This window comes from bacterium, assembly GCA_016702305.1.
In the GTDB taxonomy this organism is placed as follows: Bacteria; Electryoneota; RPQS01; order RPQS01; family RPQS01; genus JABWCQ01.
Genome location: JADJEH010000017.1, coordinates 42,382 through 64,134, shown reverse-complemented (window position 1 = coordinate 64,134; position 21,753 = coordinate 42,382). Strand labels below are relative to the sequence as shown.

Here is a 21,753-nt window from a genome sequence, read left to right as displayed (position 1 = left end):
CGTTGCGCAATACCGAGACCCTATGCTTGCGCAGAAGCTCGCCGGGCGACTCAGGTCGCTTGACTTGCCGCGCCGAATTCGCATCATGGAGGTTTGCGGCGGGCATACTGCGGCGATCTATCGCTATGCATTGCATGCGCTGCTTCCCGATACAATTGAGCTGTTGAGCGGTCCCGGCTGTCCGGTGTGTGTGACGCCCAATGAGTACATTGATCGCGCAATTGCCATTGCCGACAGTCACCACGTCGTGCTCGCGTCGTTCGGTGACCTGCTTCGTGTGCCCGGCTCGCATGAGTCGTTAAGCCAGGCTCGGGCGCGGGGCTGCGACGTTCGTGTGTACTATTCGAGTGCGGAGGCGCTCGACTTCGCGGAAACGCAGCCGCAACGCAACGTCGTGTTTCTGGGTATCGGCTTCGAAACAACGGCCTGTACGATTGCGGCGACGATGCGGCGAGCTATCGAACACAACGTGCGGAACTTCAAGCTGCTCAGCGCGATGAAGACGATGCCGAATGCGCTGCGCGCGCTGCTGTCGTCACCGGATATTCGGGTGGACGGACTGCTCTTGCCCGGACACGTTACGGCTATTACGGGTACAAGTGTGTTCGAGTTTCTACCGAGAGACCTGGGAGTGGCATGCACTGTATCGGGGTTTGAACCGCTGGACATTCTGGAGTCCATTGACAGCCTCGCAGGACAGATTCTTGCCAAGGCACCGCGCCTTGAGAATGGTTATCGCCGGGCGGTGCATTCGGCGGGTAATGCATCAGCGCAACAGGCAATGCGCGAACTGTTCTGTGAAACCGATGTGACATGGCGCGGGCTTGGGGCAATTCCGCAAAGCGGCTTGACACTACGTTCCGAATTTGCGGAGTGGGACGCCGCGCAATATCGGATTGCCGCGCAGCACGGCCATGAGCATCCGGCCTGCCGCTGCGGAGACATACTACGCGGGCACACGCGGCCGCAAGAGTGTCCGCTATTCGGCTCCGCGTGCACGCCGGAGTCGCCGCTGGGAGCGTGCATGGTGTCATCAGAAGGCGCGTGCGCGGCTGTCTATCAATTTGCCAATACACATGAAGCACGTGAACTCCATCACGCTTGATCACGGTGCAGGTGGCACAACGATGCGGCGTCTCATTCAGAGCGTCATCGCTATGCGCTTTGGCGGAGTGGAATTGGCGAGGCTGAATGACGGTGCGGAAATTGCCGTGAACGGCGAACGCCTTGTGTTCACGACCGACTCTTATGTGATCCAGCCGCTCGAATTTCCCGGCGGTGACATTGGCAAACTGGCCGTATGCGGGACGGTCAACGATTTGGCGGTCATGGGCGCGGTGCCGCGCTGGCTGTCCGTAGGGTTTATACTGGAAGAGGGTTTGGGCGTTGACCTACTCGAACGCATCTGTGACTCTATCGCGCGCACGGCGCTCGAGGCGGGCGTTGAAATTGTCACCGGCGATACGAAAGTCGTGCCGCGCGGTGCGTGCGACCAGATATTCATCAACACGTCAGGCGTTGGCACCCTGCCGCATGGGATAGGGAGGAGTGGAAATCAGATCGCAGATGGTGACGCCGTCATCGTCAGCGGGACTTTGGGGGAACATGCGCTGGCAGTGTTGAGCGCGCGGGCCGATGTCTCGTTGCGGTCAAACATCGTTAGTGATTGCGCACCGTTGGGCGGGATGATCGGTGCGGTATTGCAGGCCAGCGGCGGTGTGAAGTGGATGCGTGATCCAACGCGCGGCGGCCTGGCGGCAAGTCTCGATGAATTGGCCGAGAGCGGGCCGTACTCGATCATGATTCAGGAACACGCATTGCCGGTTACGGCAGCGTCCCGGGCGTTTTGTGACCTGCTTGGATACGATCCTGTGCATTTGGCCAACGAGGGCAAAGTTGTGATTATCTCGGCGCACGACGAAGCGAAACAGGTGCTCAGCGTTCTTCGAGCGACGGAACACGGGAAGAATGCCGCGGTCATTGGCAACATCCAAAGGTCGAAAGAGCCGGCAGTACTGATTCAGACCACGGGCGGTGGCGTGCGATGCATTCATCGTCCGGCGGGTGAGCTGCTACCGCGCATCTGCTGACAGCCATGCACGAAATGTACATAGCCGAGTGCATTTTGGATGCAGCGCGGCGGGCGCTGCCGGAAACGTGCGCACCGGAAGATGTGACACATGTGACGGTACGAGTCGGCATGCTCGACGCAGTAGTGCCGGATACGCTGATCTACCTGTTCAACGCAGTTAAATGCAGCCGTGGATTTGCACAAGCAAATCTCGAAATTGAAGAAGAGGATGTTTGCTGCAAGTGCAAGTCGTGCAGCGCAGCGTTCTCGCCGAAGGACGCATTGTTTGTTTGTCCGACCTGTTTTTCGAGCAGCGTGACCGTCATCCGCGGCCGCGGCCTGACGCTCATGGAACTTACGTTAAACGAGCTGGAGGCTTGATGAAGATACCAATTGTGCGCGACGTACTTGAGGAGAGCAACGCGCTGGCGGAACTCAATCGCCGGGCGTTTGATGACCATGGCATCCTGGCCGTGAACATGATGAGTTCTCCGGGCTCGGGCAAGACCACGCTGTTAAGTAAGACGATAAGCGCGTTGCAACAGCTTGGCGGGCGGTGCGCGGTGATTGAAGGTGACATCACGTCAACGCTTGACAGCGAACGACTGGCGCCACTGGGAATTCCTGTAGTGCAAGCGAATACGCAACCGTTCGGCGGCGATTGCCACGTCGGATCGCACCTTGTACATGCCGCATGCGAGATGCTGCCGCTGGCCGATTTGGACTATCTGTTTATAGAAAACGTGGGAAATCTGGTCTGTCCGGCGGAGTTTTATCTTGGCGAACATGTGAAGTCCGTGGTCTTGTCGCTGCCGGAGGGCGAAGACAAGCCGTTGAAGTACCCACTGATGTTTCGTGAATGCAATATCTGCCTCGTCAACAAGATGGATCTGTTGCCGCATTTGGACGTCAACATGATGACAATGCGGAATCACATTGAGCAGGTGAACGGCGATCTGCAGATCATGCTGCTGTCGGGGAAGACGGGACTGGGAATTCCCGGCTGGGTCGAGTGGCTAATCGAGCGGCGCGCCCAGATTGTGAGGTCTTCGGAGATGATTGGCGACATCTCGTAGCGTCTGTTGCAGACGCGTTTTACATAAATGAAGCCCTCGGGAATTTCCGAGGGCTTCGCTTTAGGCAGGTGTCGAATTGCGGTTATGCGTTCATGTCGGACCAACGCTTGGCCATTTGCGCGAAGATAATCAGCGCAACAACTGCGACGACGCCGATGATGGCGAAGGGGAACCAAACCGCGTATTGCGGCGAATAGGTGTCCCAGAGCAACTGAGTGGCTTGCGGCGCGGTGGAGTTTGTGAGCTCTTGAAGTTTAGCGAATGCGGCGGTGCGTTCTACGCCCAGCAAGGAAGACAGCGACTCGACGTCTCCGTCCCACGTTTTACCTTGACCAAACGGTGTATGTTCGAGAATGTACTTCTGAGCGAGCACGGCTTTCTCACCGAAATTGCCGTAGAGATAGCCGGCGAGCTTGGAGCCGAAGAAGCCGCCGACGCCAACAGGAATGTTCACGTAACCGAGGTAAAGACCTTTTTTGCCTTCGGGGGCGATCAGGCCGAGGTACTCGTTTTTCTTGGGACCGGTTAGCATTTCACCGGCGCTAAAGAACACGACTCCCAGCAGGAAAATCCAGCCGCTGCCCGTCAGCCCGGCGACGAGGACGCCGCAAGTGGCGATAAGCATGCCGATGACCATTGTTTCGAGCGTGCGCAGCCGTCTGACGAGCCAGGAAACAGGGATCATACAGATCACAATAAGCAGCGAGTTCAAGGCGAGCATGTTCTGCTGCAAGACTTGCAGGCCGCGGTCAGTTTCGTGCGTCATGAAGTTCGGGAGCATGCTTGCGACGGCGGAGCTGTCCACCCAATCAGTGAGGAAATTGGGATGCAGGTCCCATAGCTGATACATCATCAGCCAGAAGCAGGACATGATCGCCAGCCATATCAGCAGCCGCGGTTCGAAGATGTTCTTGATCGTGCGGGCGAAAACATGCAGCGGTCCTTCCGTCTTGTCGGCTTTCGAATCGAAGTCCTTGAACGTGAACAGCATGAAGTAATTACACGCCGTAAACGCGGCGGAACCAAGAAAGACAGCCTTCCAGCCGATACCGACCTGCAACACGCCGGCGAGCGGATGTGCGATGAAGGCACCGACATTCACGATCCAATAGAAGATACCCCAGCCGACGGAAGAGTTCGTCTTGTCGAGATTCTGCGCCAGCGAACCTTGCAGACCAGGTTTGAAGAACGCGGTGCCGGTGGCCAGGACCATCACGCCGGCAAAGAAGCCCCAGAATGTGCGCAGATAGGCCATCATCACGAAGCCGATGATGTTCATGGTGACGGAGAAGAAGATTGTCTTCTTGTATCCGTAGCGGTCAGCATAGCCGCCCGTGAACATTGGCAGGATGGATTGGAAGACGAACCACCAGGCGAAGATCGTGCCTTTGTCGGCGGCGGTCAGATGCAAGCCGCCGGGATCGTCGGCCTGCATGATGTACACAGCCACGACGCTGCGCACGGTAAAGTAAGCCAGCCGCTCGAACATTTCGATGACGCAGAGCATCCAATAGCCCATGCGGAAACCGAAGAGCGTGCGGCCGTCCAGCGTGTCCGCTGTGGTCATGTGAGATTCGCTTTCTGTAAGGATAGAAAGTGGAAGGCGAGAGGTACCTTGGCCCTCGGAAGTGAGGTAAGATATTACAACGCGGCCTAAGTTTCAAGCGGTATTGGCCTCAGGGGAGAATCGGACGTGCAGGCAGGGGCGGCTTGTGCGGATGTTCAAGCAGGAGCGAGCGACGGGCTTGCTTTTTCCGATGACGGAGCCTAGATTCATGACAGGGGAATTGCTGGCCGAAAGAAGCCAGCCCCGCCGCTCATTACCAGGAGGCAAAGATGAAGCCCGCTGCTCTCACATGCTGTATTCTGTGCTTTTCTCTCCCCTCGCTTGCTTTCGACACTGCTTTGGCGGAGGCGCTGTTCGCGCCAGTCGGCACGACTGGCGGAGTCGGAGACGCGCTCTCGGTGCACTCCGACAATCCGGCGTTGACGCGCATTGCGCTCAATGATTCACGGATTGAATTCACGGAGCAGATCAGCGGATTTCGTCTCGGGACGGTGGCCACGCTGGTTGGCGAACCGCTGCACATCGCACCGGGTGCGCCGGCGGTGCCGGGACTATCGCGGCTGTACCGCGTGGCGGACATGGGCGGTGTGGAACTGCGGATTGTGGCCGCCGAGTATGATGTGATTGACGATTACGACGCACTGCCTTATCCTGAGGATGTAGCCGGGTCCCTGCAATTTTCGCAGGACCCGGTTTTTTATTCGGCGGATGTGTGGTACCCGCCGGACGCGGCGACGATGTCGGCGCCCATGATCATGCGCGATTTTCGGGTTGTCAATGTGACGCTTTTTCCGGTGCAAGTGAATCCGGTGACGCGGCAGGCGCGGGTCTATCATACGCTTGAAGTGGAGCTTATCGGGAACAGCGAGCCGGGTCTGAATGAACTCACGGCGCCGCGGCGCATTTCAGGCGAATATGCGGCGTTGTACCGCGAGTTCATCCGTAATTTGGACGAAGACGTACTCGACGACGTGACGACGGCACCGGGGACCTATCTCATTGTGGCGCGGGATCAGGCCAGTGTGAATCCGTGGACGGACAGTTTAGCGGCATGGCGGAGCCGCTGTGGTTACGATGTGATCGTCCACCGCTTCGCGACTAGTCCGAGCGCCGGAGTTTTACGGAGCACGATTCTTGACTACTACGAGAACACCGCGACGCCGCTTGAGCATGTGTGCATTATGGGCGATCCATCCAGCTCATTTGGATTACCAACCAGCGGAAACGGGCAGTTGGATCAGTTCTTCGCGCTGTTAGGCGGCAATGACCTCTTGCCGGATGTTTCCATTGGGCGCATCTCGGCTACGAGTTCATCGGAGTTTGCCACGGCCTGGCGGAAACTGATGATGTATGAGCGCGAAACGCTGGTGAACGATACGAATTGGACGGCGCGCGCCTTGCTCTACGCCATCGTTGGCATGGAGCAGCCCAACAATCTGTTTGCGGTACAGTGGGCCGATCGGCAGTTACGGCAGTATACGGGTATACAAGACAACGTTGTCAGCTATGCGGTGAGCATCGCCGACCAGAATTATCTGTGTGAGCAGTTTACTGAAGGCATTGGTTTGTTTTATTACGCCGGGTATTGGGTGGGCTCTCTGCAAAGTTTCTGGCACATGTGTACGAATGCCTGGCGTCATCCAGTGTCCATCCTGATGGCCGGCGGGACGGGCGGCTTCGACTATCAAACTTGCCTGGCTGAAGAATTCGTGTTGGCCGGAACGGCGAACACACCGAAAGGCGCGGTCGCTGCAATCGGTTACAGTTCGCTCGATGAAAATGCCACGTATTTTCAGACGTTCGGCGGGGGGTTCATCAATGCGATGTCGCAACTGGGCATTGAGCGGACCGGATCATGTCATTTGGCCGGTATTATCACCTTAGCGCAGACCTATGGAATAGGCAATTTAGAATACACCACGCGCGTTGGTCACACTAATGTCATCGGTGATCCGGCCTTGCGTATGTGGACGGATACACCGACGATTATAACGGCGGCGCACTCGACGGCGCTTCCGATTGGAGCGCGGCAACTGACCGTTACCGTAAGCGACACTCTGACGGACTTACCAGTCGCCGCAGCGCTTGTGGTGGTGATCGAGGGTGACGGTGATGTCTGCCGGGCGCTCACGGACTCAAGTGGCGCCGCGACGTTGCCGTTGACGGTAGATTCGGCGGGTACGATCTCCGTTACGGTAACGAAAATGAACCACAAACCATATCTTGCGGACATTGCGTGCGGCAATATCGGAGTATGGGTGGCGTTGGACAGCGTGGCTATTGACGACGATAACATCAACGGCACTGTGGGCAATGCCGACGGCGAATTCAATCCGGGCGAAGTCATTGACCTGACGATGCGGATAAAAAACTTCGGCGAGACGATCACGGAAACGGGCATACAAGCGGAGCTCGCGAGTCTCAGCGAATATTTCACGGTTTTGTCGGCACCGATTAACTATCCGGATTTGGAACCCGGCATGCTGGCCGTACCGGGCAGTGCGTTTCGCGTGCAGGTTTCGCAATTGATGAATCATGGTGCACAGGGATCTTTACGACTAACCGTTCAGGGCGATCACCAGGCCACAGAGAGCGTGGTTTCGTATACGGCGCTGGCGGGGAAACCGGAGTACGTGGCCCATGAGATTCTCGGTGGAGCTTGGCAGCCGGGGACGGCGCGGGAGCTCGTGGTAACGCTCGCTAATGTTGGCGCGCAGCCGCTTAGCGGGACAACGGCCACATTGACGTCGCTGAATCCTCTGGCCAGAGTTATGGACGCAAACGGAACCTTTGGTGATGTTCAGGTGGGCGGCACGGCGAGCAATGGCGGAAATTCGTTTAGCATCGCCGCGGACTCGCTCATGTACAACGGAGCGCAAGTGCAATTCCGCATGATTGTGGAAACAGCGGCTGGTCAGCGTGACACAGTGGTGTTCTTGGTACCGTTGGGTACGACGTCGCCAACCGACCCGTGCGGACCGGATGCTTTTGGATACTACTCTTACGACGATGGTGACATGGCCTATCCCCCAGAGTTGGAGTTTGACTACGTTGATCTCAGCGGCGGTCTCGGGATCGACCTGAATATTGAGGACCCGGGTGAGAAAACGCAGATCACGCAGAACTGGACGTCGCTACGCGCGTTGCCATTTTCATTCACGTTTTACGATCAGACCTTTGATTCGATCACAATTTGTTCGAACGGGTGGGCGGCATTTGGCAACGAGACATGGACAGATACTCCGCTGAATCGTCCACTTCCGGCGATTCTGGCGCCGGCCAATATGGTGGCCATCTACTGGGACGATTTGAAGACGTCCGGCGCGGGTCAAGGCGTGTGGACGTACTATGACGAAGAACATCACGCGTTCATCGTGCAATGGAAAGCATCCGGCGGCGGCTACACTTACTCGGATGCCAGTCTTGATTTTCAGTTGCTGCTGCTCGATCCGATAGCGTATCCTTCGGTTGGCGGCAATGGCAAGCTGTTGTTCATGTACAACGACATTACGATGGATCTGCTGGCCTCAACCAGCGACGATATTCCCGGCGTCACGATTGGCATTCATGATGCGTTGGCTGAGCGCGGCTTGGAGCTGGCGCGCGGCGCGACCTATGCACCGGGCTGCGCCAACGTTGTGGACGGCCGAAGGATCCTAATTGACGCTGATTTCCGAACGAGTCTGGGTTCGGTGGCAGGACAGATCACATCGGAGGGCACAGGTGAACCGATTGCCGGAGCCGTGATACGAGTGGCAAACCACGTCGCATTTGATTCAACGGATGCTGGCGGATTTTATCAAATTGACGAAGTGTTGGCCGGCACACGAGCGCTGATTGTATCGCGGCGAGGATTCAACGACGCGGTGGTACCGGAGGTCATGGTGTACTTTGACAGCACGACGACTGTGAATATCAGCATGCTGCACCCTGAAGTAGCGGTTTCACCGGACTCGCTGCGGCTTGCTATCGCGGAGAGTTTACAGACTCAGGTTGGCGTGGAAATCGGGAATGGCGGCAACGGGCCGCTTGATTTCTCGATCTCGACGGCATATTTTGTGAACGGCGTGCCGGTGCCGCCGATGGGAGTACTGCAGGAGACAAACGTCACCACGTTGACCAACGATCCGCACATCCTCGGCTGCGAGTACGCCGATGGGCGATGGTATGCATGCGGATCGAGCGGGCCAAGCGGTGCAAACAGCATTTATGTATTCGGCGGCGACGGTAGTTTGCTCGATACGCTCGCGCAGCCGGCTACGGATCCCATCGGGTGGTTCGACATGTGCTTTGACGGCCAGTATCTGTATGGCTCGCCTCAGGAATTGTGGCAGATACAAGGTATTGACTTGAACGGATTGTGGACGGTGACCATTCCGTTCACCCAACTCAGCCCGGGACGCGCCTTGGCTTATGATCCGGCGACGGATCACTTCTGGGCGGCGGATATGTATAGCGATCTTTACGAAGTGGATCGCGACGGGGAGCTAATGTCAACTATTGAAAACGTGTTGAACCTGCCGATCGCCGGGCTATCATGGATACGAGACGATGTTGAAGGATTCAGCTTGCTTGTGAGTTGCAGCGCCGCGGAAACAGGCATAAACTCATTGTGGCGAATAAATCCGCTTACGCATGAGATGCGACAGGTGGCCACGCTCACGGGTCGGGACGGTGATCTGGCGACAGGCTGCGCGGTGACGACGGCATGGAACGGCATGCTGACGACCGTCGGCACGATTCGCAACAATCCCAACGGCGACCGCCTTGTGCTCAATCAATTGGAATATCGAACAGATTGGCTAACGGTCACTCCTTTGTCAGGCACGGTGTCGGCGAGCGGCAGCTTGCCGTTGACGCTAACGGTTGATGGCACCTCCCTGCCGTCGGGTTTGTATCGTCCGGGTGTGCTGTTGCACTGCCCCGTGCTTGACAGTACTGCAGTCGTGCCCATCGAATTGACTGTACAGCAGAGCGGAACAGGCGCTGGCATTGCTCCGGTTCCGTTGCAGTTTAGCTTGCGGCCGAGTTATCCCAATCCGTTTAATCCAGCGACGACGATTCCTTATTCACTGCCGGTGACGGCGCGGACCGAATTGGTAATTTACAATGTAGTGGGCGCGCAGGTGGCGGTGCTCGTAAACGAAGTGCAGAACGCGGGCGATCATGCGGCGGTATTTGACGGGCAGACTCTACCAAGCGGCATCTATTTCGCACGACTGCGGAGCGGCAACTTGATGAAGACGACGAAGATGATCCTGTTGAAATAGACAGGCGAGATTCCACAAACCAAAGCCCCCGGTGCTGCGCCAAGGGCTTTTTGATTTCAGAGCTCGGAAGGTGCGATTTGAGTTGTCTGACAGTCAGGAAGTCGTAAATTAGCTCGACACGGCGGCCGACAGTGTCGTAAGCTGTGCGGCCGGCCCGTGTCGTGCGCCCCCCGCATCCTCATTTGCATTCGCGCAACATCAGGTCTTGCGAATGGGCTTCGCCTCGCTATGAGGGCCGCGCGATTTTTCAGGCCGCTTTTCTCGCAGGCCAAGTGCAATCATCTGGATCTGCAAGGTGCGGCGGACGATGCCGAGGGCGCGCGCAGTTTGTTGGATATTGCCGCCATGCAAGTCCAAAGCGGCTTTCAAGTACGAGCGGCGAAATTGAAGGTTTGCGATTTCCCAATCGAGGAGAAACACAGCTTTGCCGATTCGCACAGTCTTCTGACTCTCTTTCGGCTTGCGTACTCGCCGCGGGGCCGCGGCGTACTCATGCGATGCGGATAGCGGCGCCGTCATAAGCGATTCGGCAAGTGCATCATTGATAACGCTGAGTGATTCCATAGGTAGGGGATTGAGATGAGTCAAGCAGAATATACACATGCATGCTAGAAAGGATCATTCGGCTGAGGGTGCAGCGGAGTGCGCGGGCCGTGCGAGAGTGGAGTCGGTAAGTATGGTGGACGCTGCCACAGGGCGACGTGGCGAAACTGGAGCCGAGGTTGTTGGTTGGACCGGGCGTTGATCAGAGCAAATCCCTGTGGCTGGCGGGAAGCTGGCGTCAGGTTCGCTATTGGCGAGCGGAGTGACCGCGACCTTCTCGTCGTCGTGGGGATTGACCTTCATCTGCTGCCATACGGTGCCCGCGATGGCTGGGCCGGTCGCGACGACGAGGAGTGCAAGCAGGGTGACGACTCGAAGTGAAATGGGCCGCGACGACTGGAGCTGGAGCATGGGGTATCCTCACTTGGAGGGAGATTCAGGTTCAAGGATGTGAAGTAACGTAGTCTATGGCAAAGCCGATGCCACGGGCTTTAGATATTTGAAAAAATTGTATTTAAATACTACTGCTGCGACAAAAGAACAACCCCGGCCGACGAGTTTCTCTGGAAACTGTCAACCGGGGTTTACGCTTTTCGGGCGATGCGAAGTTAAAATTATGTTTTTACGTTACCTAATACTGACAACAGAAGTATGCAGCCGAGCCGAATAACTCGCTATTTCATTGTAATTCATATGGTTTCGCTGGAAACAGGGGTTACCTCGATGGCATAACGTTCCAGGATCTTGCGAATGCCCTGGCGTGATACACCGGACACTCGAGCCATTTCAGATTTGTTGCCGCCGCAATAGGCCCAGAGCGTTTTCCAATACTCGAATTGGAATTGTTCGAGGATTTCATTCTTGGCGTCTTTGTAGCGCGAGGGATTGACAGCAATGCCGCGCGCCGGGGCGACGTGCTGAACATCCAGCCGCCCATCCGGACAGTGATAGGCGGCGTTGAGCAGGAGGTTGCCCAGTTCACGGGTGTTGCCGATCCAGTCGTTGGCCTGCAATGCGCGTAACGCTTCGTTGGTTATCGTGAGGGTGTTCTTCTTCAGTTCAACTCTAATGTCTGACAGCAGCTCGGCGACGAGTCCGGGGATATCTTCCCGACGTTGACGCAACGGGGGGATGTGAATGGTGGCGGCTTTGACGCGTTGAAAGAGGTCCAGCCGGAACTTTCCGGCGGCGACGCCTTTCTCCATGTCCACATTCGTCGCGCAAATCACGCGGACATCGGTCTTCATCAGGTCGTCACCGCCAAGGCGTTTGAATTCCTTCTGCTCCAAGACCCGCAGCAGTTTCATCTGGACGTCCACATCCATGTCGCCGATCTCATCAAGAAACAGCGTACCGCCGTGGGCTTTTTCGAACGCGCCTTTGCGCAGGCTGTCCGCTCCGGTGAAAGCACCTTTGACGTGACCGAACAGTTCGCTGTCGGCCCAATTGGCGTCGAGGCCGGCGCAGTTTACCGCCACAAACGGTCCGGCCTTGCGCAGACTGTACTCATGAATGGCGCGGGCAATCCGCTCTTTACCTGTGCCGGACTCTCCGGTGATGAGCACTTGTATCTCGGCAGGTGCGATGGTCATGACCTCATTGTTCACGGCAACGATGGCCGGGCTGATACCGGTAGCGAGCCACGTGCGCTTGGCGGCAAACAGCTTGTTGACATCGCTCTTCAGGGCCCGGCTGGCGCGGGCTTCGAGCCCCTTCGCCAAGCCACGTTCAACGACGGAACGCAACTCAGAGCGGTCGGGCGTCTTGCCCAAAAAGTCCACGGCACCCGCAAAGAGCACTTCTTTCACAAGTTGATAGTCCACGTGTACCGAGATAATAATAACCGGAGTGTCGAGCCTGCGGTCGGCGAGAAACTTGAGGATATCGAGCCCGGTGTTGCCCTGCCCGAGGTCGTAATCGAGCAGGATGAGATCAAAGTTAGACGATGTGATGCGGGCTCGGGCTTCATCGGCCGAGTACGCCGGAACGCACTCGGCCATTCCCCGCAGCATGTCGGTAAAGTCTTCGACCGTGTCGCGAATGTCGTCAACGATCAAAACACGGGGAACGTATTTTGCGCTCATGCGTTATGCTTAGCCTGTCTTAAAGTGATTCTGAAAGAAGTGCCGACGCCTGGCGCCGACTCGTGCACGCACACGTCGCCTTGATAGCGCAGCAAAGTGAGTTTGGCGTTATACAGGCCGAGCCCACCCTGTCCGGGTGATTTCGTTGAATAGCGGCGCTGGAAAATCCTGTCCCATTCGCTGCGCGGCAACCCCAGCCCGCAGCCGGTGTCGGACAGGTAGATTTCAACGGCGACGGCCGTCGTGACGACTCGCACTGTGAGCCGAGGCGTTGCGGATGAGCGCATGGCTTCCAAGGAGTTCGCGACGAGATCGTCGAATACCGCGGTAAACTGCGTGCGGTCAATGAAACAGACATAATGATCAGGACAATCCATAATCACAGCCACACGATCGGCATCCAACTGGCGTTGTTTGGAACGCAGCACATGCTGCATAGCGTCGCAGACATCCGTATGATAGAAGCGCGCCAAGTGGTTACTGAGCGCGTGAAAACTCGAGTAGAAAGCCTCGATTGAGGCAGCGAGCTGCGGGGCGAGGCGGCGCAGCTCATCGGCGGGAGGCCCACTGGCGACCGTGCGAATCAATTGGTCCATGCGGTCGGCATTGGCCTCAAGCGGTGCGGAGAATTGCGGCTCAATCTCAGCCAGCGGCACCCGCGCCGGGAGGTCGTCAATCTTCTCACTGGTGTGCGCGAGGTACTCCGTCGCGAACGAGCGCAAGCGCTCGGCAGCATGTTCGTCTTCAGGGTCGCGGAAGCGATTGCAACTGCGCAGCAGGCCGTCGAAACACTTGCGCGACGACTGATTATGGCCCACGATACTCAACAAGTCCAGCAGATACATCCGGTTGATAAACAGTTGGAGTTCGCGTTCGCGGCGGGCGACTGCTTGCCGACCAGCGCGGCGCTGCACGGTGAGCACAGTCGTGAAAAGCGCGGCGCCGACGAGCAGTGACCAGAGCAGAACCGCCTCAGGGCGCGACCACCACGGCGGTAGAATGACGATTTCGAGGATCGTGCTCTCAGTATCGTCTGCTCCTTCGCGTTTCACCTCGAAATGATAGGCGCCGGGATCGAGGTTCGTGAACACGGCGCTGTTGGTAGGGACATTGCGAATCCAGCCATCCGTCACACCAAGCAGCCGATAGGCGTATCCGCGTTGTACGCCGCCGTAGAACTCAATGGCCGAGTAGTCAATCACCAAGTGTTGATGGCGGTGCGGCAGTTCCAGGGCATCCGTGGCGCCGGGATCGCGGGCCAAGAACTCATTGCTCTGATAGTCGCGGACGGCAGTTATGACCATAGGTACCGGTCGCGCGCGCACGCTGTCCGGGTTGAAGCGTGTAATAGCCTGCGAGCCGCCAAAGAGCAGGTCTCCGTTAGACAGCTGCGCATAGGCTCCTTGATTGAACTCCCCCGCCGGAATGCCGTCCCATGTGAAGTAGTTTTCAATTTGGTTTGATCGGGCACGGACGACGGAGATGCCGCGATTCGTGCTGATCCAGGCGTTGTCATTTTCGTCAATCAGAAGACCATACACAACACCGTTGACAAGTCCGGAGCCTACGGTGAAGCGCGTTATTGTGGTCAAGTCCGGAGCGATGCGGTTCAATCCGTTCGACGTGCCGACCCAAACATTGCCGTGAGCATCGTCCGCGACGGCCCGAATCTCGCTGTTTGAAATGGTATTCACGTCGGTACGTTCGTAACGATAGCTGCGGATGACATGCCCGTTTGGGTCAACACAGTCAAGACCGTCTAATGTGCCGAGCCAGACTCGACCGGAGCGATCGGTATGCAGTGCATAGACAATATCGTCGCTGATTCTGTGCGGGGCATCGGCCGATGTCTTATAGAAACTGACGGCGGTTAGGTCGCGCGAAATCCGCATTGCGCCGTGATTGACGGTGCCCAGCCACAGCGCATCGGATGAGTCTCGCGTGAGGCAAAGAACGCTTAAAGATGAAAGCGAATCCAAGGCTCCCACGACCCGCCACGGTGCAATGCGGCGCTGCGCGGGTGAATAGCGGAACATTCCTTCGTTGTACGTTCCAACCAGCACATCGTTGTTTGGTATGCGGATGAACGATGTGATGGTTGCCTCCGCGAGCAACGTGGTCGTGTCCACATCGTCGGCCAAATCCGTTGAACCGACATCCAACACGCGCAGGCCGTGCCCAACCGTTCCGACGAGCACCTGCTCGTCCGAGCTCTCGGCGAGTGCCAACACTGCTAACGCTGTACCGTCGGCGGTCGGCTCGGACGCTCGAACCGTTAGCGAGTGAAACGGGGTTGTGCGCAAGCGCAGGCGCGCGAGACCCGCGCTCCATGTCCCGATCCAGAGATCATCGGCGCGGTCGAGCGCAAGACAAAGCAAGTTGTCATCCGGTATCGCTGTTGGATCAGACACCTCGCGGCGGTGCACGAGCAGCGAACGCGAATTAATGCGATACTCGATTAGTCCTTCGCTGGCCGAGGCCGCCCACAGCGTGTTTCGACGGTCCACAATGACCGACCGGCAACGAGTGATCGCAGTACCGGGAAGTCCGGCCACCGAGGAAATGACTTCCGGGTCTATTGAATCGCGGCGAAGATGTTGAACGCCCGCGTCGAGTGTAGCTAACCACAAATCGCCCGCAGAATCACGCGAGAGATTCTGCACATTAACAAACGGAAAGCCCGCCAGCGCATCGGCGTGCCGCAGCGGAACCGTTTCCGACGTCTCGACATGCATGCGGATCAGGCCTTTGTTGGACGTGCCAATCAGGATGTGATCGAGTCCGTCCGACGCCAAACAGCGCACGCGATCCGTCGGCAGACCGCTATTGCGCGTGTTGAGGATTCGCGCGACTCCTGTTTGGCCTTCGATCCGGACGAGTCCGGACTTCGTGGTGCCGGCCCAGATGTTTCCGGCCAAGTCGGACAGAATACAGATAATGGCGTCGCCGTTCAGAAGCTGCTGCATTGAATCGGACAACAGGTGCTGAAAGGTACCAGTCTTGCGGTTGAAGCGGCTTAATCCGGACTTCTGAGTTCCAACCCAAATGGCTCCCGAACTGTCTTCGCAAAGTGACCAAACGCCGCTGTTGAACAAGGAAGTTGAATCGGCGGGATCGCTGTGGTATTGCACGAATTGGGTGCCGTCGTAGCGATTCAGACCGTCGTCGGTGCCGATCCACAAATAGCCGCGCGAGTCCTGCAAGATGCAATGCACAGTAGACTGTGACAGACCGTCGGCCATGTCATACGCGTCAAAAATAGCGGGCAGCAGGACGTCGCGCGCGATCGCCTGCGGCCCGAGCAAACTGACCAATACGAGCACCAACAGTTTATGCGGCATGCGGAACGTCTAACGAATTAGTAGGAGTTTCGAAGCGGCAAAGTTGCCTTCGGTGTGCAAGCGAACGAAATACAAACCTGAGGACAGCGACACACCGGCGGCGTTGGCCCCGGCCCAATTAACTGTGTGCACGCCGGGCTCGAGAGTTTCATTGAGCAAAGTCGCCGCCCGCTGACCGAGGACATTCCAGACGTCAATCGTCACCGGGGCGCGGTTGTTGATGCGAAAGGCGATGCGCACGTTGGTATTGAACGGATTGGGGTAGCTTACCAGTTCGAAAGCGTCGGGCGGCGACACAGGCGGCGGCGGGCCGCCGTCAATGCGCAAAATCGCCGTGCGTGGCAGAGCGAGGTTTGTCAAGTCGTCGAGCGCATTGAATTCAATCACGTAGTTGGCGCGGTTCGACAAGGCGCTAAGACCGGACAGAGTTGCGCGATATCGGTCGTAGCTGACGGCGGCCATCGTGCCCCACGGGAATTGTCCGGGCTCGTCAACGTCTCCGTACGGATAGATGCGGTACCAGACGTTTTCCATTGCACCGCTGCAGCGAATTTCCACCGTGGTCGTGTCGCCGAACGCATCCACGCCAATCGGAGAATCAAGAATCACCGGGAGCGTGGCGCCGTCTTGGACGCGGCCGCCGATGAAGACGTCGTCGGCGATGATGCGGTCCTGCACTTCGAGGGGATCTCCGTTACCGTTCGCGTCGAGCAACGGGTTCTGCCCGCTGTCACGTTCGTTGATCCAACCGCGCGCGGCACTGAACGCTTGCCAGACGCTCTGTCCATCCCAAACGTATTCCCAAAACTTCGTGGAGAAGCTCTCGTGGCCGAAGAAGCTGCACGCTTCATTTGCGCCGCCTGAAGCGATGAAAATGCGGTTGGACCGGCCGTTGTTAAGTTCTTCGATAAGGGAACCGGCATTGCAGGCTTCAATCAGGATGACAAGTTTAGTCGTTTCATCCAGAGCGGCCCGATCTAACCAGGCACCGAGCGAATCGGCCGTGACATTGTCGCGCGGATTTCCGGTCAAGTCAATTTCATTGTAGTGGCCGTGCCCGGAGAAATGGAACACGTTGGGTTTGTCCGGATTCTGCGAGTCGCGCAGATTCAGAATCTGCTGCCGTAGATTCGCGGGTGTAATCACGTCAGACGTCACAATTTCGTCATCTCGTCCGTCACCGTCAAGGTCCTGCCAAGATTGCGGGGTCATATAAGCGACGTTGTGGCCGTAATCGCGATTCCGGGCGAGCACTGAGTACGCGAAGTTGCATGATGCATTGGTGTTGGCAGCGAAGTACTCAAAATTGTCGGGACTATTCCCGCCGCCGGCAAGGATGAGTGAAGAACGGCTTGCGTCGAATAATCCTGCGACATCAATGAAGATCACTCCGCCATTGATCATGGACAGGCATGCCGTACGACGCAATTCATACTCCGTCGAGTTGTCCGCAATGTTCAGGTAGCCCAGATTGCCGATGCTGTCGCGGTAGGCGACTTCGTACATCGAATCGGGCCGGGCTACGTCGTACACGCGCAGTCCGTCGTGACCCGTCGCGACAAACGCCAGATTCTCCACGACTTCGACCGCATAAGTTTGGCCGGGCCACGGCAAATGACCGAGGCGCTGTGGCGGCAGTATGCTGACATCGAGGACGGTTAGTCCGCTGTCGCGAACAGTCACATAAGCACGGGGATAGACGACATCCACGTCAGAGACCGCGCCTTGGCGATAGGTCGCGGCAATTGTTGGTGCGTGCGGATTGTGCACGTCAAGAATCGTTAGGCCACGCTCGTTTGTCGCAACATAGACGAAGTCGTTCTGCGCGTCAATATTGACGGGTGAAACGCCGACATACACCGAAGTTACAATAGACGTGTTGTAGACCGAGGAGATATCCACGACCCACACATTGTCGCCGGCGCAAATGTACGCATAGTTGCCCATGACGGCGACAGCCTTTGTGTTGTTCATAGGCGTTTCGCTCGTCACAACCGGTTGCTCTTCGTTTGTCACGTCAAGGATCCTGAAACCGCCATCATTGTCACACGTGATGACGTAGGTGAGGGAGTCCTTTTGAAACGTGGCCAAGCCATCGGTGTAACTGAAGGAGCCGTGATCGCGCAGACTCCATGTCGGCACGGGGCGGCCAACGTCCTGCAAGTCCACTTCCGTGAGTCCACGGTAGTAGTTAGCGACAAACAGCCGGGAACCGATTGAGGTGATCTGCAACGGTGAGTTACTCGCCTCGTAAATCAGCGCGGCCTCCACGTCGCCGGTGTCGGTCGGTATGAAACCGAACACGCCGTGGGGATAGCTGACAAAATAGACCACGCTGTCGGTCGCCGCGACGCCGTGCACATCGGGTTCGATCTCGTCGGGATCAAAATCTGTGACGTAGCGCAAGTCGCGGGGATTGCTGACATCTACGATATTCAGGCCGGCCTGTTCACAGCCGATATACGCGCGCTGGCCACTCAGGCTGAATTCGAGCGTGGCGGCCGATCCGTTGTAGCGTGGTGTTGCGGAAATCCAATCGAGGGGCAGCAGCGTATCTGGATTTGCGATACTAAACGTGAGAAAGCGCTCGGTGTCATTGGATGTCAAATAGAGAATGGTGTCTTGTATCTGAATATCCCAAGCGGCGCCGACGACGCGCGACACCAGACTGGGTTGGGTCGGATTCTCGACATTGACAATGGAGCGGTTATGGAGGTCGCCCAGGTAGGCGCGGCCATTGCTTGCCGAGACGCAGAGCAGTCCCAGACCGGACTCCTCGCCGTCAAACATGTGATAGTGCGACAAGAAACGCGGGGCGACTGGAGTGGAAATGTCATAGATGTCGAGACCGCTGCCCTTATCTGCAATGAAAAGTGTGTTGCCGTCTATGTGCAGGTCGAAGACACGTGTTTGTGTCTGAATGGAGCCGACGAATTGCGGCTGGTCAGGCACATCAATGTCCACGATGGTCACTCCGGCTTCGCCGTTGGCCAGGAATACGTGATGCCCGTGCACTTGAATCGCGCGGATTTCTCCGCCGGTGACAACCTTTCCAAGCGTGTCGAGCGTATTGGCGACGGATGCGTCGAGCACGAGCAGGCGGGTACCTGCGCCCACGAGCGCCAGCCCGTCGTGCAGGGCAATGGCAAGTGGCGAACCTTCATCCAATGCCTGGGAGCGAATTGGCAGCGGTGTTGAACCCAATGCCGTTCCTGTTGTGATCATGCCGATCAGCCAGGCGCCGAACAGGCGGCGGTAGAATCCGGTGTACCGCCGGCCGTGACGGGTCAGGCGCTTGGCATCTGCGGCGGGTGCTTGTGTACGAGAGATCACAGTGTATTGCCTAATAGGAGATTATTAGCTTCAATTGTGATTATTCGGTCGCTTTGGTGGCGAGTGTTGAAGATCCGAGTAATCCCATTGAAATATAGTGAGACAATGCGATTTGAAAAAGCGCTCGGCCGGTGCGATAGCATTTAGTCAGGTGCATAATTTCATTCACAGCAATTTGCCCAATCTCCCAGACTAATCTACTGTTATTGAATCACATGAGAGAAACGAACGGGCGAACGCATTGTTGAATTCCCTTTCAACATTATCAAGTAACCGGGCTAGCGCCTCTCCGTGCCGATTGGGACGGAAAAAATGTTGGTTCGTAATGGGCAAGAAACTCCCGCCGCAAGCAGGGCCGGAAACACAAATCCGCCGTCCCGCGAACTTTGACAATGGATGCAACGCAAAAGAGCTCCGTGATTGGAGCTCTCTGCGTCTGGGAACATGGGATGCTTGCGTAAGGGTCCGCAAGCGATGCCTCGTCAGCGTAATTCAAGCCGGTCCCAGACGGGATCCCAAATCGGCAGGGGAGTCGGGGGCTCCATTGAAATGCGCAGCAACTCCTTGGGCAGATAGCGGCTTGGGATAATGACATTCAGCACGTACTCGTCAAACCACTCATCAGACATAGTGAAAAGTCCGCCGTCACCACGCTCCTTGCCCCAACTGTTTTCAACCAGCCACTTACGCGGTTTGCCGTCCACGACATCCACCCCGACTAACACCATCGCGTGATTTGCAGATTGATCGCGATAGTCAAGACGCACTTCTTTGGACATCCCAAGCTCGATGCCGAACAGCTCTTCGTAGTTGTACATGCCCTCGATCAGAAGTCCCTTCTTGCTGTACGACTCGTGGCCGACGTCGCAGGCGAACCAGATACGATTGCTATCCATTAGCGCCTTGAGTGTGATGTCTTTCATGGTCGCGGCGTCAATGTTCACGAAGGTCACGTCGTTCTTATCCGCCATCGGCTGCATGGACTGGATACTGTAATTCTTGCCGAAAGGATGAATCGGATAGTTTGCGAGTGACACAAAATCGGCGAGATCCACATCCACAACGTTACGGAAGAACTCTTGCGGAGTGAACGTCTCGGGATCGGAAGCCCTGCCGGTCGAGTCGGTCGTTCGCCATTCAAATTCCGTCGGCGGGACTCCGTAGTTTATGACGAGCAGGCGAGTGACGTCCTTAAGCATGCGGGCCTTTTCCGCGCGCAACTCCTCCAATGATCTTCCCTCGGCGCCGAGTGTCCGCAAGTGAGCGGCGTCCCGGCGCATGAGCATCGCCAGAATGCGCTGCATCGTGCCGGTGTTGGCGCTACTGCGCGTTTCACTCATCGCATTCTTCGGCACAACGCCGTACTTCTGCATGAGGTTGGCGAAGAAACCCCAGTATCCGCCGTCGCCAATGGGGTCTTCAAGGTGCTTGACCAATTCGCGGTCCTGAATGTCACGGTCGCGCGTAGCGATAATGTACTCGAGGAAAACGTTGCTCTTCTCCAGCAGGTCATGGAACGCAAAGTAGCTCTCAGAAAACTCGAATTCGTCAAGATCATACTTCGCGGATACATCCTGACGCATCAGATTGGCGCCCGCGAACATCCAGCAGCGTCCGGAGCCTTCCTGGTCCGTAATACCTTTTGTTTCGAGCTTGAATGAGAAGATGTCATCGCTGGCGGCGAGCACATCGCGATTCATGGCGATGGACTTAATATCATTACTGGTGACCGCGTTCATGGCGGTGCGGGTGCGAGCATCGAGTTCAACGGACTGAATCAGTGAGCGCACCTGCTCCACGGACAGCCCGGCCTGCGGATCCGAAGACTGGGCGAACAGGCAAGATGACAAAGCGAAAGCCAGCAGCGAAAAGAGTCGGAACATTCCGGTACCTCCTTAGTGATCAAGAGTCGGGGGTCTCCCCCCGCGACGACAGGCCCAAACTACAACGCTTGAACGTAAAACACAACATTACGGTGCAGGATAGCCACAGAATCTATGTCATTTTATTCAAATGTTCAATTCACAAGGGAATCCACAGTGGCCTCGGCGCGCGGCATCCAGCGCTCTTCGAAAGACCAATCGCCGGACGACGGCTGCTAAGGCGATGTCAAAAGCCACCCTCCAAAGAGGCACGCTATCACCCTGTTTCAAGTTGATACTATTTGATAATTCTCGTTTGTCCCGTGGATAAGGTCGTTAAGCGGCTGAAGATGATAAGCAAAGAGAGCGAAATCCGTTTCACATATTCTCGGTAGAGAATGGAATGTTCTAACTTCAACAATTGCTTGACAAATGCTTCACGCATCGCTACCTTTATCTATATTCACATAGCTTGGTCAGTTATGCTCAGTGGGGTCGCTATTAGTGCGAGACTGCGCAGATGAAGAGTAGAAATGTCTCTTGATCGTGTTGGGAAATGGCCGAATAACGGCCGACAAACGGATAGTCTGAATAAGTTAATCGCGC

The 21,753-nt window shown here is 56.8% G+C and carries 12 protein-coding genes; 5 read left to right on the top strand and 7 right to left on the bottom strand.

What is annotated here, in order from left to right; translation table 11 throughout:
- The first annotated feature begins 22 nt into the window (after window positions 1-22).
- From hypD to hypB, 4 genes are read left to right on the top strand one after another with little or no spacing between them, the layout of a single operon-like run.
- A complete protein-coding gene (hypD, locus tag IPH10_11460) occupies window positions 23-1,105 on the top strand; it encodes a hydrogenase formation protein HypD (protein MBK6911523.1) in 1,083 nt (360 codons plus the stop codon).
- Window positions 1,077-2,090, top strand: a complete 1,014-nt coding sequence (hypE, locus tag IPH10_11455) for a hydrogenase expression/formation protein HypE (protein MBK6911522.1) — start codon at window positions 1,077-1,079, stop codon at window positions 2,088-2,090. The genes hypD and hypE overlap by 29 nt, the downstream gene beginning before the upstream one ends.
- 5 nt (window positions 2,091-2,095) lie before the next feature.
- Window positions 2,096-2,452: a hydrogenase maturation nickel metallochaperone HypA gene (locus IPH10_11450; protein MBK6911521.1), complete on the top strand. Its 357-nt coding sequence runs from the start codon at window positions 2,096-2,098 to the stop codon at window positions 2,450-2,452.
- Window positions 2,452-3,147, top strand: a complete 696-nt coding sequence (gene hypB / locus IPH10_11445; GenBank protein MBK6911520.1) for a hydrogenase nickel incorporation protein HypB — start codon at window positions 2,452-2,454, stop codon at window positions 3,145-3,147. Before IPH10_11450 ends, hypB begins: the two co-directional genes overlap by 1 nt.
- Before the next feature lie 82 nt (window positions 3,148-3,229).
- Here the strand turns inward: hypB and IPH10_11440 are convergent, their stop codons facing one another.
- Window positions 3,230-4,714 (bottom strand): MFS transporter, encoded by a 1,485-nt coding sequence (locus IPH10_11440; GenBank protein MBK6911519.1) that lies wholly within the window; start codon window positions 4,712-4,714, stop codon window positions 3,230-3,232.
- Between the two features lie 269 nt (window positions 4,715-4,983).
- Here IPH10_11440 and IPH10_11435 point away from each other — a divergent pair, with 269 nt between their 5' ends.
- Window positions 4,984-9,984 carry a carboxypeptidase regulatory-like domain-containing protein gene (locus IPH10_11435; protein ID MBK6911518.1) on the top strand — a complete coding sequence of 1,667 codons (5,001 nt, stop codon included), beginning with the start codon at window positions 4,984-4,986 and terminating at the stop codon, window positions 9,982-9,984.
- Window positions 9,985-10,182: 198 nt separating this feature from the next.
- On the opposite strand, the gene IPH10_11430 is transcribed toward IPH10_11435, so the two are convergent.
- From IPH10_11430 to IPH10_11405, 6 genes are all read right to left on the bottom strand, one after another.
- Window positions 10,183-10,548, bottom strand: a complete 366-nt coding sequence (locus tag IPH10_11430) for a hypothetical protein (protein ID MBK6911517.1) — start codon at window positions 10,546-10,548, stop codon at window positions 10,183-10,185.
- Between the two features lie 54 nt (window positions 10,549-10,602).
- Window positions 10,603-10,938 carry a hypothetical protein gene (locus IPH10_11425; protein ID MBK6911516.1) on the bottom strand — a complete coding sequence of 112 codons (336 nt, stop codon included), beginning with the start codon at window positions 10,936-10,938 and terminating at the stop codon, window positions 10,603-10,605.
- 278 nt (window positions 10,939-11,216) lie between these two features.
- Complete coding sequence (locus IPH10_11420; protein ID MBK6911515.1) at window positions 11,217-12,611, bottom strand: sigma-54-dependent Fis family transcriptional regulator; 1,395 nt, start codon at window positions 12,609-12,611, stop codon at window positions 11,217-11,219.
- Window positions 12,608-15,952, bottom strand: coding sequence for a hypothetical protein (locus IPH10_11415; GenBank protein MBK6911514.1), 3,345 nt, complete (start codon window positions 15,950-15,952; stop codon window positions 12,608-12,610). Before IPH10_11415 ends, IPH10_11420 begins: the two co-directional genes overlap by 4 nt.
- A 9-nt stretch (window positions 15,953-15,961) precedes the next feature.
- Window positions 15,962-19,285, bottom strand: coding sequence for a T9SS type A sorting domain-containing protein (locus IPH10_11410; GenBank protein MBK6911513.1), 3,324 nt, complete (start codon window positions 19,283-19,285; stop codon window positions 15,962-15,964).
- Window positions 19,286-19,767: 482 nt separating this feature from the next.
- A complete protein-coding gene (locus IPH10_11405) occupies window positions 19,768-21,168 on the bottom strand; it encodes an aminopeptidase (protein ID MBK6911512.1) in 1,401 nt (466 codons plus the stop codon).
- Between the last annotated feature and the right edge of the window lie 585 nt (window positions 21,169-21,753).